Raw genomic sequence first — 11,765 nt, 5'->3', positions numbered from 1 at the left:
AATGTTGAATCAGAACTGCGATGATTTGGGAATCCCACGACTCTTACAAATCTCATCCCGCTCTAGCCCTCTTCGAGACGAATATTCGCCTCGGCTGACTGGGACGCTTGCGCTCAAGTGGTCCTGCGCGGCGCCAATGGCGAAGGCTCAAGAGGGCGCGAAGTGGAATTTCTGCATCGCATCGGTCCGGCCAAACCGGCTCACAACTCTTTTTCGGCCAGCTCGCGAAAGGCATCGGGAATCGACCGCGACAGTCCGAGCGCGACCGAGGCATAGCCGACCGCCTCCCAGCCGAAGCGGTCCCGGATCTTATCGACGGCGCGGTCGGCGGTCCAGCGCGCCACGCCCTTCCTTGTGCCGGGGCGGCGGCGGTCGTCATCGAGGCCGAGCGGCAGTTCCAGCTGCAGGCCCGGTTGCTTCTCCAGATGCGAGACGGCGATCGCCAGCAGCGAAATGGTCTTTTCGTGCGGATGATCGACAAGCACCTTCCGCACCAGCGCCTCGGCGATCTCGGCCAGCATCGCGGTTGCCGAAATCGGCTGGTCGAGCGTGATCGAGCGCGTCACCGAGCGCAGATCGGCGAAGCGGACACGGACCGTCACCGTACGGCCGGGCCGCGATTTCGCCCGCAGCCTGGTGGCGACCCTGTCGGCCAGATGCAGCAGGGTCGGCACGAAGACTTCCTCCTCGGCCGGTTTCCTGCCGAGCGCCGACTGCGCGCCGGCCGATCGCGCCCGGCGCTGCGTCTCGAGCTTGCGCGGATCGCGGTTCCAGGCCAGCGCGTTGAGCTTTTCGCCCGCCGCCGGGCCGAGCAGGCGCTCCAGCGACCCACCGTTGGTCTTCGCCAGCTCGCCGATGGTGTTGACGCCGATGCCGGCCAGCCGCTCCCTGGTGACCGGACCGACGCCCCACATCAGCTCAACCGGCAGATCGTGCAGGAACTCGAGCTCGTGGCGCGGATCGACCACCACCAGCCCGTCGGGCTTGGCCACTTGCGAGGCGATCTTGGCCAGATGCTTGGTGCGCGCCACGCCGACCGAGATTGGCAGGCCGAGTTCGGCGCGCACGCGGCGGCGGATGGTTGTGGCGATCTCGGCCGGCGGCCCGAACAGACGGGTGCAGCCGGTGACGTCTGCGAAGGCCTCGTCGATGGAAATCCGCTCGACCACCGGCGTGAAATCGCCAAGCACTTTGATGGCCGCGTCGCCCAGCCGCTGGTAGTCCTTGAAATGGCCGCCGACGAAAATCAGCCCGGGGCAGAGTTCCCGCGCCCGCCGCCCCGGCATGCCGCCACGCACGCCGAAGGCCTTGGCTTCGTAGGAGGCGGCCAGCACGACCCCGCCGCCGACGGCGATCGGCTTGCCGCGCAGGGCCGGGTCGAGCAACTGTTCGACCGAGGCATAGAAGGCGTCCAGATCAGCGTGGAGGATGTTGGCTTCCATCCGGCCCGTTCGCCCGCGGAGGTTCGAACGCCGCATTGTCTCGAGGGTGGTTTGGTTTGGAACATAGAGAGAACATTGTACGTGGATTGTCAAGGAGCGTGGACCGGCAGGTGAAAGGCAATCGCTTCAGGTTTGCGCTGCCCCTCATCGCCCCGCTAGGCACTTCTCCCTGTAGGGACGGGAGACGGACACTCTCGTCGATGGTTTCGCCAATCACCAACGTTGCAGGAAGTGCCGATGTTGCGGACAGCCCCCTTCGCCCCGTCACCATACGGGGAGAAGGTGCCGGCAGGCGGATGAGGGGCGGCGCCGACTCGGCAATCAGCCGATCGAGCGCTACAACCCCATCTTGTAGCCGAGATGGCTGGCGATGAAACCGAGGCGCTCGTAGAAAGCGTGCGCCTCTTGTCGACTCTTGTCGGTCGTGAGCTGAACGAAGCTGCAGTTGCGCCAGCGGCACTCTTCAACCGCCCATTCTATCATGCGTTTGCCGACGCCGCCGGACCGGCGGTGCCGGGCAACGCGAACGCCTTCGATTTGCCCGCGCCAGGCGCCTTTCCTCGAAATGCCCGGAATGAAGCTGAGTTGCAGGGTTCCAACCACTTGCCCGGCTTCGACGGCCACCGCCAGCAGCTGGTTGGGATCGGCATCGATTGCCCTGAAGGCATCGAGATAGGAGGGGGCGAGCGGCGTCGACGCGTCTTCCCGACCACCGCCAAGCGCATCGTCGGCTAGCAATGCGACAATCGCCGGCAGATCGGGCGCTTGCGCGCGACGGAAATCAATTTCGCTCATCGAGGGACGACATACGGCGCGGGCTTGGCGACGGCAAGTGCGGTCCAGCCATTCGCGGCCGATGGCGTCGACGACCTCCGGCTTACGCGGCCTGCCGTGCCCAGAGGCGGTGGCCATAGCGGCGGAAGAAGCGCGCCAGGAGCCGCTGCTGCCTGGCGCGGGCGAGATCGGCGCCGCGTCTTTCCTGGCGCCAGCGCGGCATGTTGCGGAACAGCGCAATGAAGCGGGCGGCGTCCTCGAGCGCCTCCTCGGCCGACTGCGCCGGGCGGATCGCCGCCAGGAACAAGGCCTCGCCGTGCTTCAGCCGGTCGACCACCGCCTTGCGCTGGTCATGGCCCAGGCGGGCCTTGCCTATGCCGTCGAGGCGGATGGCGGCGAAGGCTGCCAGCATGGCCGGGCTGTCGCCGGTATAGCCGCAATCACGAGCGAATTGAGCGGAGAGGGCGTCCATCTGGTTTCCTTGGCTGAGCGGCCGCGACGGGTGCCCGGTCTTGCGGCCTATGCGTACGTGCACGGCGCTAACTAATCATCGGTACATCGTATACAAGCATAACTCAAAAATATGCGCAAGGTAAACTTTTATGCAGGGTTGGGCAGATCCGACTCGACTCTTCAGAAAAAACCCATAATGTTGCGAACAAAACAGGAACATGAGGCATCAGGAACAATGGCATTGCCGGGCAAGGAAGCGACGATCGCCGAGGTTGTCTCGATCGCGGTCGAGTGTATCGATTGCGGCCGCAACAGATGGTGGAAGCCCGCTGAGCTCAGGCGCTTCGGGGTAACTGCGCAGACGCCGCTGGCGTCCCTTTCGGGACGCCTTATTTGCTCGGCCTGCCGCGCCGATGGCCTGCCGGGCGCAGCGGTCGTGATCCAGGCGGCATTCGTCGACGAGCAGCAGCGGCGCCGCGCCGAGGCGAGGATGCTCAGCGAGCGCGAGGTTCCGCTGGAGAGATCCAGGCGGGCTTGAGTGGCGCGCCGATCCACCTTCTCCCACAGGGGAGAAGGGAGCGCGCGAACCCGCCACCCCTAATACCCCAGCAGTTCCTTGAGCGGGATGACGCGGAAGACGGCCTTGATCGCGTAGCGGTTGAAGGTCAGCGTCTTCGGCGGATTGTACTGCTCGACGACCAGCTCGGCAGCGGTGCGCTTGACAAGCTTCTTGATGAAGGCCTTGCCGTTGCGTTCGTTTTCTTCGGGGAACATCTCGATCACCACATGGTCGCCTGGCACGGCGTCGCGGCCGCCGCAATAAAGCATCTCGCCGGGCTCGTAGCGCGGCACCATCGAGTCGGAGAGCACATGCAGCGCAAACACCTTGCGCAGATGGGCGATGCCGGGCGGGCGCTGGACGTAGCCGGCGACCTCGCCGTTGAAGGTGAAGTCGCCGTCGTCGCCGCCAACCGCAGCACCCAGAAGCTCGATGTCCATCGGGCCGGCGGGCAGAGGGGCGGCGTCGGTGACGATCTCGGCGTCGGCGACATTGTCGGCGTCGTCGAGGAAGACGACCTCGCCCTTGCCGAGCGCCACCGGGTCGACGCGCAGGAAGGCGGCGGTCTTCAAAAGGTTCTCGGTTTTTGGCAGGTTGCGGCCGGTTTCCCAATTGCCGACGGCGGCGACATCGGTGTCGTTGTGCTCGGCAATGTGGCGCATCACCAGGCCACGCTGCTTGCGCGCCTTGCGGATCGCCGCCCCGACCTTGATCGACAACGAAGTTTTTGCCATGGCGCCATCTGAAACATAAGAATCGGTTTCGTCCATGAAAGAGTAGCTTGCATAACTTTGTAAGTTATGCTTATATACAGCCATGCACAAGCCCCGTTGCCCCATCTCGTTTTCCCATCCGTCCCGGCTGTCCTCCTCCCCGGCCGGGACGAAGCCCGAGGCTAGCGCCTCGGCTCCGGTCGACCTGCCGTCATCGCAGGCGACCGGAACGGCCGGAGCCGTTCCCCTCACGGCTCCGGCCACGAACTTACGCGAGTGCCGCGCCGGCCGTTCGCGCATCCGCACCGAGGATGGCACGGTCATTGTCTTCGACCGGCGCACGGGCAGGGCGGTTTCCGGCGCCACCCGCGAGGCGGCCGAGGCGAAGCTTGGCCGCCGGTGGTGATCTCCCTTCTCCCCTGTGAACGGGGAGAGGGGCAGCTTCGGCATCTACGCAACCCTTTCAATGGAAGAACACCATGCCCGCCTATACCGACACAGAATTGCAAAGCATCGCCCGCACGCCGGCCAGGCTGGCGCCGCCGGTCTGGCTGCCGCAGCGCCAGACCGTGCGCGAGATCCACGGGCCCGACGGCGAGGCCTTCAAGCTGCCGGCGCCGCGCCCCGTTGCCCCCGGGCGCCAGCCGCACGTCGCGGCCATGCGCTTCATCGACTGCCTGTTCAACCGCTGCCGCGCACCGCTCGATCTGACGCTGGAGGAAGATCCCGAGAACGACGCGCCCGGCAGCCGGCCGGCACTGGACATGCTGTGCTGCGGCCTGCGCACGCGGCCGCTGAAAAGCTACTGCGCCTATCACGCGGCGCGCTTCTGCGACCATCGCCCTACGGCTCTGGCGGATGCGGCGTGAACTGGGTCTTGCGTTCCTCGCCCCGCTACGTGGGGCGAGGAACCAGGTTCTGCGAAGGCAGCCAATCAAACGAGGAGACTGTCCATGAGCAAGAAGACCGCCAAGGTCAAGGCGCCGAAGGCGCCCAAACTGGCAAAGGGCGAGGCCGAGCAGGTGCGCATCCGCAAGGAGGTCGGTCATGATTTCGCGCTGAAGGACGACGCCTTCGGCCGCAAGCGGCTGGCGACCGGCACGCTGGAGGCGAGGCGCATCTATGAGGTTTCCAATGACGGCCACACCTCGACCGGCGGCATCGTGCGGGTGCGCAACGTCGACCCGCTGACCGGCATCACCTCGCTGTCGCGCCAGCAGCGCGAGGCGGGTATGCGCTACCGCGAGGATTTTCGCGTCTCGGCACAGGACGGCGTCAAGCCGATGGCGCTGACCGAGCGCGTCGACGGCGGCCGCATCGGCGGCGGCGTTGCCGACCGCATCCTGTCGGCCGGCCGCGCCTATGCCGACGCCACCAGGGCGCTTTCGCATTGGGAGGTGTCGGGCGTGGTGCAAAAAGTCTGCTGCCATGGCGAAACGGTGAAGAGCCTCGCCGAACAGACGGGCGAGCCGCGGGACGTTGTGTCCAAACTGCTCAAGGTCGGGCTGGATTTGTTGGCGGTGCATTACGGGATGATGCTGATGCGGCGGCCGCGGGGGTAGGGCGCGAACGGACGGCGGGGCGCCGAACCAATGGGTGATCAGGCTAGAGGCGAACCTCGATCCGCCAGCGTCCTCCAATCGAAGGGCGCGGGCTTCTCGACGGCCTGTTACGGTGCGCCATTGCTGGTAGATCGCAATGCCAAAGCCACCGCTAGACCCTCATTTCGCAGACGTGGCGCCGACGTCTTCGGTGCTGACCGCCTATGACGAGCACTGCATGCTGACTTACATCCGGCTGCTCGATGCTTCGGCGGACGGGGCCGATTGGCGTGAGGTCGCCCACACCGTTCTGCACATTGATCCGAACCAGGAGCCGGAACGGGCATTCCGGGCTTGGGCGACGCATCTGGCGCGCGCTCGCTGGATGACCGGGAATGAGGGTTGGCGCCGATCGGCACGATGAGCGGCGTGGATGACGCCAGGCATTTCCGTGGAACTGCCGTCCCGGTTTGCCCGTTTAGATACGAATCCAACTGGGAAGCGCCCGATGAACTCTTGGCAAATCAACACTTTGGAGGCGTGCTGCCTTCTTGCCGTTCCGCTGTCGATGATCCTTACGGTTCTGATAGCGGGTCTTATCCTTGGCTGAATCCCCGCTACACTGTCCAGTGAAGAAGGCTCTTCCCGGCCCGCATCGTGGCACGGGGCAATCGTGGGTTGCGCCTCTACGTCAGCATTTTGCGACGATCAGGCGCCGTAGCGAGCACGCACCGTATACTTTGGGGGACTGTTAAGAGACAAGATTAAGGAGTATTAGCGAGTTAGGGTTAACAAAGGGTTTTCAGGTGACGCTGCTTCAAATCTCCTCGATCGTGGCCGAACTCGCGGTCTCCTACGTCACGATTGCACTCACATATCTGGCAGCTGTGTACGCGATTTGCTCCCGCTACTAGCCGCCGCGCGTCCAGTCGGCTTCCAGCACGCGACGCCTGTCGCCAGCCTGGCGCCAAATTTCATCACGGGAGCCTATCGCGACAGCGTCATCTTGGACGCGCATTGCCCAACCTCTCAATCCTTCGCGCGTTCCACGTACGCGCCGTCGGCCGTCATGACCACCACGCGGGTGCCAGCGCTGATGTGCGGCGGAACCAGCGTGCGCACGCCGTTGGACAGCGTCGCCGGCTTGTAGGACGAGGATGCCGTCTGGCCCTTGGTCACCGGCTCGGTCTCGACCACCTCGAAGGTGGCGCGCTGCGGCAACACCAGCGAGATGGCGATGCCATTGTGCTGCGAGATCTGCACCGCCATGCCTTCCGTGAGATACGGCGCCATCTCGCCGACCACGCTTTCTGACACCGCGACCTGGTCGTAGCTCTCCGGGTTCATGAAATGAAAGCCCTCGCCATCGCGGTAGAGGAAGGTGTGCTCGCGCTCCTCGACATAGGCGCGCTCGACCTGCTCGGTGGTGCGGTAGCGCTCTGAGACTTTCACCCCATCGGAGATGCGGCGCATGTCGAGCTGGGTCACCGGCGTGCCCTTGCCGGGATGGATGTTTTCGGCAAAGAGGATCACATAGAGCTTGCCGTCCTTTTCGACGACATTGCCTTTGCGTAGGGAACTGGCGATGACCTTCACGGGCTTCATTCCTAAGAGTGTTGACTGGCCTGGGAGCGCCGACTGGCGCACATCGGCTGCGGGAGCCGTTCGGTGCGGCCTAGCGCATCTTGGCGACAATCGCCAGTCCTCCATGCAAATCCGCCGGTCATGACCGCCGCCTCGCCTTGGTGGACGCCTGATGTTCACGCCGACCGGCGGCCGCGGCTGATCCTGCGCAATGCCATCACTGCGGCCCTGCGCGACTGGTTTGCCCGCCGCGACTTCGTCGAGGTGGAGACGGCGGCGCTGCAGGTCTCGCCCGGCAACGAGGCGCATCTGTCGGCCTTCGCCACCGAGGCGATCGGGCCGGACGGGCAGCACCTGCCGCTCTATTTGCACACATCGCCGGAATTCGCCTGCAAGAAGCTGCTCACCGCCGGCGAGAAGCGCATCTTCAGCCTGAGCGCCGTCTATCGCAACCGCGAGCGCGGCCCGTTGCACCACCCGTCCTTCACAATGCTCGAATGGTACCGGGCAGATGAAACCTATGAGCGCCTGATGGAGGATTGCGCCGGGCTTGTCGCGCTGGCCGCCGAGCGCGCCGGCACAAAACGTTTCGCCTTTCGCGGCCGCGAGGCCGATCCGTTCGCCGAGCCGGAACGGTTGAGCGTTGCCGAGGCTTTTGCGCGCCATGCCGGCATCGACCTGCTGGCCACGGTAGCCGCTGACGGCAGCACCGATCGCGAAGCGCTGCGCGCAGCTCTGGTCAAGGCGGGCCTACGCACCGCACCGGACGACAATTGGGCCGATCTGTTCAGCCGGGTAATGGTGGAAAAAATCGAGCCGATGCTGGGGCGGGGGCGCGCCACCATTCTTTACGGCTATCCGATTTCGGAGGCAGCGCTCGCCCGGCCGAGCGCGGATGACCCGCGGGTCGCCGAGCGCTTCGAGCTCTATTGCTGCGGCGTCGAGCTGGCCAACGCCTTCGGCGAGCTGACCGACGCCGTCGAGCAGCGCCGGCGCTTCATCCTCGAGATGGACGAGAAGGAGCGCGTCTATGGCGAACGTTATCCGATCGACGAGGATTTCCTCTCCGCACTCGCCATCATGCCGCAGGCAAGCGGCGCCGCACTCGGCTTCGACCGGCTGGTGATGCTGGCAACTGGGGCGATGCGGGTTGAGGATGTGATGTGGACGCCGGTGGCGGGGTGAGGGGAGCGCGGTAGCGAGTTGGCTGAGGCGGACTCTGCCGCTATGCCAAGGGAAAAGATCAGCGCCTGTCCAGCCCGGCCTCGATGACGATATGCTGGCAGACGTTGTCAATGTCACGAATGACGTCATCGTTCCAGAAGCGCAGGATGGTCCAGCCGTCTTGTTCCAGACGCTTTGTCCTCGCCTCATCGCCTTCATTGGCATCGGCATGCTGCGAACCATCGACTTCGACGACAATTTCCTTTTCCGGGCAAGCAAAGTCGACGATGTAACCAGCGATCGGAAATTGTCTCCGGAACCCGAGCCCCATCAGCTGCTGCGCGCGAAGCTCATTCCAGAGCTTCAATTCGGCGTCGGTCATGACTTTGCGCATCGACTTGGCATTGGCGCGATTTCGTGGGGCAACCGCGTGTGAGGCATTGTCAGTGCTCGGTTGCTTTTGAGATTGGCGCTCTACGGCGCGCCCCTCTGTCCTGCCGGACATCTCCCCCACAAGTCGGGAGATTGGCAGTTCCGCCAACAGCGCCTCTTTTACGAGGTTGGCGATTGGCGAAATCAAAGATGACGGCCGATCTCCCACCAAGTGGGGAGATGTCCGGCAGGACAGAGGGGGCGCTGTCCCGCCAACCTTGCCTTGATTTCGAGCTCCATCCTCACTGCTTCTCCTCCCGGTGGGACTTCACATTTCCTACCGCCCCATTAGCAAAGCGACGATGAGCTGCTGCAGATTGCCGCGCGGGGCGAATTCTACCCGGTCGAAATCGCGGCTTGCCTGCCGCTGTGCCTGGGAGAGTTCGGCGAGCCGCCTGGTCATTTCGGTCCTGATCTTTTCGCACCCGGGATCGTCGGGGACGGACAGGCCGATGGTGGCCGTCTCGATCTTGCGGGCCATATCGACGATGATGTCGCCATGCACCTTTTCGTGGGCGGCGAGGCCGGCGGCAAAAACGTCCCAACTTTTCTGCACGGCGGCCGGTACCGGCCCGGAAGTTTTGGGCAAGGTGTAGGTTATGATGAGCTTCGGCCGCGCCGATACCAGCACGCAGGCATTGCCTCGTCGCTGATAGTCCCTGACCCAGGTCAGCTTGAAATTGGTGTAGGCCATGGCGCGGACCTTGCTTTTGCCGATCATCGGCCCCCGCTCTCCCATCGAGGCATGGAGCTGGGGACCCGTCTGCCCTGAAACGGCGTAGGTCTCGACCTTCTCGACCGGCTTCCATCCCGCCTGCGCCGGCGATGCCAGCAAACAGGCCAGGAGCAGAGACTTCAGAACGACTGTTTTCATGCGAATCCCCCGGGCCGATGGCTTTGGTGCGCTTGAGATCATCAACGCGTGGCAGGAATGCGGTCAAGGCGCCCTTGCCAAACTCGGCGTTCGCATTCGCGTCGAAAGAACCAATCGACGGCGATGCGCCGCAAACTCAATCCGCTTGGCGGGCCCGTTTTGAAATCTTCTTTCTCACTAATCTCTATAAACTTACTAGAGTTAAGCCACACAAGCGCTTTGCGAGGAGCCCAAATGTCGAAAAAGCTGGTGGTGGGGCTGTCAGGCAACCTGACCCGTCCGTCGAAGACCAAGGCGTTTATCAGCCACATCGTCGCGGAGGTGGCGAGCAGCACCGGTGCAGCCTCGACCGTTTTCGACCTAGAGGATCTCGGTCAGTCCTTCCCGCTGGCAAAGCGCATTGGCGATCTGGATCCGTTGGCCAGAAACATCGTCGAGCGATTGCTGGGGGCCGATGTCCTGGTGGTTGGCTCGCCGACCTTCAAAGGCAGCTACACCGGGCTGTTCAAGCATTTCTTCGACCTGCTCGACCCGTCATCCCTGAGGGGAAAGCCGGTCATCCTTGCTGCGACCGGCGGCGGCGATCGTCATTCGCTGGTGGTCGAACATCAGCTGCGGCCGCTGTTCGGCTTCTTCGAGGCGCTGACCCTGCCGACCGCGATTTACGCCTCCGACAAGGACTTCGCCAACGGCGTGCTGGTGTCCGAAGCCATCCATGCTCGCGCCAGGCAAGCGGTCGCCGAAGCTTGCCGGGCGGTGCCACGCAGCGTCGGTCTTGCCGCTTGAACACCCGCCAGTGACCCTCAATCCCTTTCCGCACAGTCAGAAGGAACCCGCAATGACCAGACCCAGCAAGTCCAGGCAGATCAAGCTTGGTGCTTTCCTGCCCGGTGGCGGACAGCATATCGCAGCCTGGCGCCACCCTGACGCGCCGGCGGACGGCGCGACGAATTTCGAGTTCCACAGGCAGCTCGCGCTTACCGCCGAGCGCGGCCTGTTCGATGCCTATTTCCTCGCCGACAATCTGACCGTCGGCCTCGGCGCCCGCGAAGGCGGCAATGCAAAGATCGCCGGGTTCGAGCCGGTGACGCTGTTTGCCGCATTGGCGCCGCTCACCACACATCTGGGCTTCATCGCCACCGCCTCCACCACCTATGAGGAGCCGTATACGCTCGCCCGCAAGTTCGCCTCGCTCGATCTTCTGTCGAATGGCCGGGCCGGCTGGAATGTCGTGACCTCGGCGGGCGACGAAACCGCGCGTAATTTCAATCGCGAGACGCAGCCTGCCCACGCCGAGCGCTATGCCCGCGCGCATGAGCATGTCGAGACGGTCAAGGCGCTGTGGGATAGCTGGGAAGATGATGCCTTCATCCGCGACAAGAAGTCGGGGCGCTTCTACGATAAGAACAAGCTTCACGACATCGACCACAAGGGCCCGCATTTCAGCGTCAAAGGTCCGCTCAATGTGCCGCGCCCGGTGCAGGGCCACCCGGTGGTGGTGCAGGCCGGGCAGTCGGAGGACGGCCGCAAGCTCGCCGCCCAATCGGCTGAAGTCATCTTCACCGCCCATCAGAATCTAGCCTCGGCGCAAGAATTCTACCGCGACCTCAAGGCGCGCGTGAAGGCTGCCGGCCGCGATCCCGGACAGGTGCTGATCATGCCGGGCGTGGCACCCTTCGTCGGCCGCACCGAAGAGGAAGCCCGCGCCAAATACCAGCAGCTGAACGATCTGATCCTGCCCGAGGATGGCGTGGCCCTGCTCAACGGGTTGGCCGGCCAGACGCTCGACATCAGGGGTTATCCGCTTGACGGACCGCTGCCGCCGAGCAAGGAAACCGAAGGCATGAAGAGCCGCCAGGCGCTGATCCGCCAGATTGCCGACGAGCACAACTTCACCATCCGCCAGCTCTACCAGTGGGTGGCGACGGCCCGCGGCCACTACACTGTCATCGGCAGCGCGGTGCAGGTCGCCGATCAGCTGGAGGAATGGTTCGGCAATGACGCCGCCGACGGCTTCAACATCCTGCCGCCCTGGCTGCCCGGCGCGCTCGACGATTTCGTCGACCTGGTGATCCCCGAATTGCAGCGCCGCGGCCTGTTCCGCACCGCCTATGCAGGCAGGACGCTGCGCGAGAATCTCGGCCTCAGGCGGCCGGAAAATCCGTGGACCGCCGCCCGCTCGAAGGTCCTGGCCGCCGAGTAGATTTTCTTAGAGCAAAGGGCAAGACG

15 protein-coding genes are annotated in these 11,765 nt (G+C 64.3%); 8 read left to right on the top strand and 7 right to left on the bottom strand.

The window, feature by feature from the left end; all coding sequences use genetic code 11:
- Nucleotides 1-200: 200 nt before the first annotated feature.
- The 3 genes from dinB to ACWUKX_RS25690 form a co-directional block, all read right to left on the bottom strand.
- On the bottom strand, nucleotides 201-1,442 hold the full coding sequence (gene dinB, locus ACWUKX_RS25700; protein ID WP_456009600.1) for a DNA polymerase IV: 1,242 nt from the start codon (nucleotides 1,440-1,442) through the stop codon (nucleotides 201-203).
- A 336-nt stretch (nucleotides 1,443-1,778) separates the two neighbouring features.
- Entirely contained in the window at nucleotides 1,779-2,237 is a 459-nt protein-coding gene (locus ACWUKX_RS25695; RefSeq protein ID WP_456009599.1) for an N-acetyltransferase family protein, read from the bottom strand.
- A gap of 82 nt (nucleotides 2,238-2,319) precedes the next feature.
- A complete protein-coding gene (locus ACWUKX_RS25690) occupies nucleotides 2,320-2,688 on the bottom strand; it encodes a hypothetical protein (protein ID WP_029351180.1) in 369 nt (122 codons plus the stop codon).
- Nucleotides 2,689-2,904: 216 nt separating this feature from the next.
- Here ACWUKX_RS25690 and ACWUKX_RS25685 point away from each other — a divergent pair, with 216 nt between their 5' ends.
- The gene (locus ACWUKX_RS25685) at nucleotides 2,905-3,207 is read left to right on the top strand and encodes a hypothetical protein (RefSeq protein ID WP_029351182.1); all 303 of its coding nucleotides are present in this window, start codon (nucleotides 2,905-2,907) and stop codon (nucleotides 3,205-3,207) included.
- A 59-nt stretch (nucleotides 3,208-3,266) separates the two neighbouring features.
- Here ACWUKX_RS25685 and ACWUKX_RS25680 read toward each other — a convergent pair whose 3' ends face one another.
- The gene (locus ACWUKX_RS25680; RefSeq protein ID WP_029351184.1) at nucleotides 3,267-3,962 is read right to left on the bottom strand and encodes an XRE family transcriptional regulator; all 696 of its coding nucleotides are present in this window, start codon (nucleotides 3,960-3,962) and stop codon (nucleotides 3,267-3,269) included.
- A gap of 82 nt (nucleotides 3,963-4,044) precedes the next feature.
- Between ACWUKX_RS25680 and ACWUKX_RS25675 the strand changes: the two genes are divergently transcribed.
- The 4 genes from ACWUKX_RS25675 (at nucleotide 4,045) to ACWUKX_RS25660 (ending at nucleotide 5,906) form a co-directional block, all read left to right on the top strand.
- Nucleotides 4,045-4,347: a hypothetical protein gene (locus ACWUKX_RS25675; RefSeq protein WP_456009598.1), complete on the top strand. Its 303-nt coding sequence runs from the start codon at nucleotides 4,045-4,047 to the stop codon at nucleotides 4,345-4,347.
- 73 nt (nucleotides 4,348-4,420) lie between these two features.
- Nucleotides 4,421-4,810 carry a hypothetical protein gene (locus ACWUKX_RS25670; protein WP_456009597.1) on the top strand — a complete coding sequence of 130 codons (390 nt, stop codon included), beginning with the start codon at nucleotides 4,421-4,423 and terminating at the stop codon, nucleotides 4,808-4,810.
- 84 nt (nucleotides 4,811-4,894) lie between these two features.
- Nucleotides 4,895-5,503: a DUF6456 domain-containing protein gene (locus tag ACWUKX_RS25665; protein WP_127314722.1), complete on the top strand. Its 609-nt coding sequence runs from the start codon at nucleotides 4,895-4,897 to the stop codon at nucleotides 5,501-5,503.
- A 136-nt stretch (nucleotides 5,504-5,639) separates the two neighbouring features.
- Nucleotides 5,640-5,906 (top strand): hypothetical protein, encoded by a 267-nt coding sequence (locus tag ACWUKX_RS25660; RefSeq protein WP_456009596.1) that lies wholly within the window; start codon nucleotides 5,640-5,642, stop codon nucleotides 5,904-5,906.
- A 605-nt stretch (nucleotides 5,907-6,511) separates the two neighbouring features.
- Here the strand turns inward: ACWUKX_RS25660 and efp are convergent.
- The gene (gene efp / locus ACWUKX_RS25655; RefSeq protein ID WP_029351194.1) at nucleotides 6,512-7,078 is read right to left on the bottom strand and encodes an elongation factor P; all 567 of its coding nucleotides are present in this window, start codon (nucleotides 7,076-7,078) and stop codon (nucleotides 6,512-6,514) included.
- Between the two features lie 129 nt (nucleotides 7,079-7,207).
- Here efp and epmA point away from each other — a divergent pair, with 129 nt between their 5' ends.
- Complete coding sequence (gene epmA, locus ACWUKX_RS25650) at nucleotides 7,208-8,251, top strand: EF-P lysine aminoacylase EpmA (protein WP_456009595.1); 1,044 nt, start codon at nucleotides 7,208-7,210, stop codon at nucleotides 8,249-8,251.
- Between the two features lie 58 nt (nucleotides 8,252-8,309).
- Here the strand turns inward: epmA and ACWUKX_RS25645 are convergent, their stop codons facing one another.
- Together ACWUKX_RS25645 and ACWUKX_RS25640 are read right to left on the bottom strand one after the other, a co-directional pair.
- Nucleotides 8,310-8,624, bottom strand: coding sequence for an endonuclease domain-containing protein (locus ACWUKX_RS25645; protein ID WP_245316473.1), 315 nt, complete (start codon nucleotides 8,622-8,624; stop codon nucleotides 8,310-8,312).
- A gap of 315 nt (nucleotides 8,625-8,939) precedes the next feature.
- Nucleotides 8,940-9,536: a DUF922 domain-containing Zn-dependent protease gene (locus ACWUKX_RS25640; protein WP_456009594.1), complete on the bottom strand. Its 597-nt coding sequence runs from the start codon at nucleotides 9,534-9,536 to the stop codon at nucleotides 8,940-8,942.
- A 234-nt stretch (nucleotides 9,537-9,770) separates the two neighbouring features.
- Here ACWUKX_RS25640 and msuE point away from each other — a divergent pair, with 234 nt between their 5' ends.
- Nucleotides 9,771-10,322, top strand: a complete 552-nt coding sequence (msuE, locus tag ACWUKX_RS25635; protein WP_065008644.1) for an FMN reductase — start codon at nucleotides 9,771-9,773, stop codon at nucleotides 10,320-10,322.
- 52 nt (nucleotides 10,323-10,374) lie between these two features.
- The gene (locus ACWUKX_RS25630; protein WP_456009593.1) at nucleotides 10,375-11,739 is read left to right on the top strand and encodes an LLM class flavin-dependent oxidoreductase; all 1,365 of its coding nucleotides are present in this window, start codon (nucleotides 10,375-10,377) and stop codon (nucleotides 11,737-11,739) included.
- Nucleotides 11,740-11,765 lie beyond the last annotated feature (26 nt).

It is taken from the genome of Mesorhizobium sp. f-mel, assembly GCF_053850215.1.
Note: the sequence above shows the minus strand (reverse complement) of the source record. Positions and strands in the feature narration are given on the sequence as shown.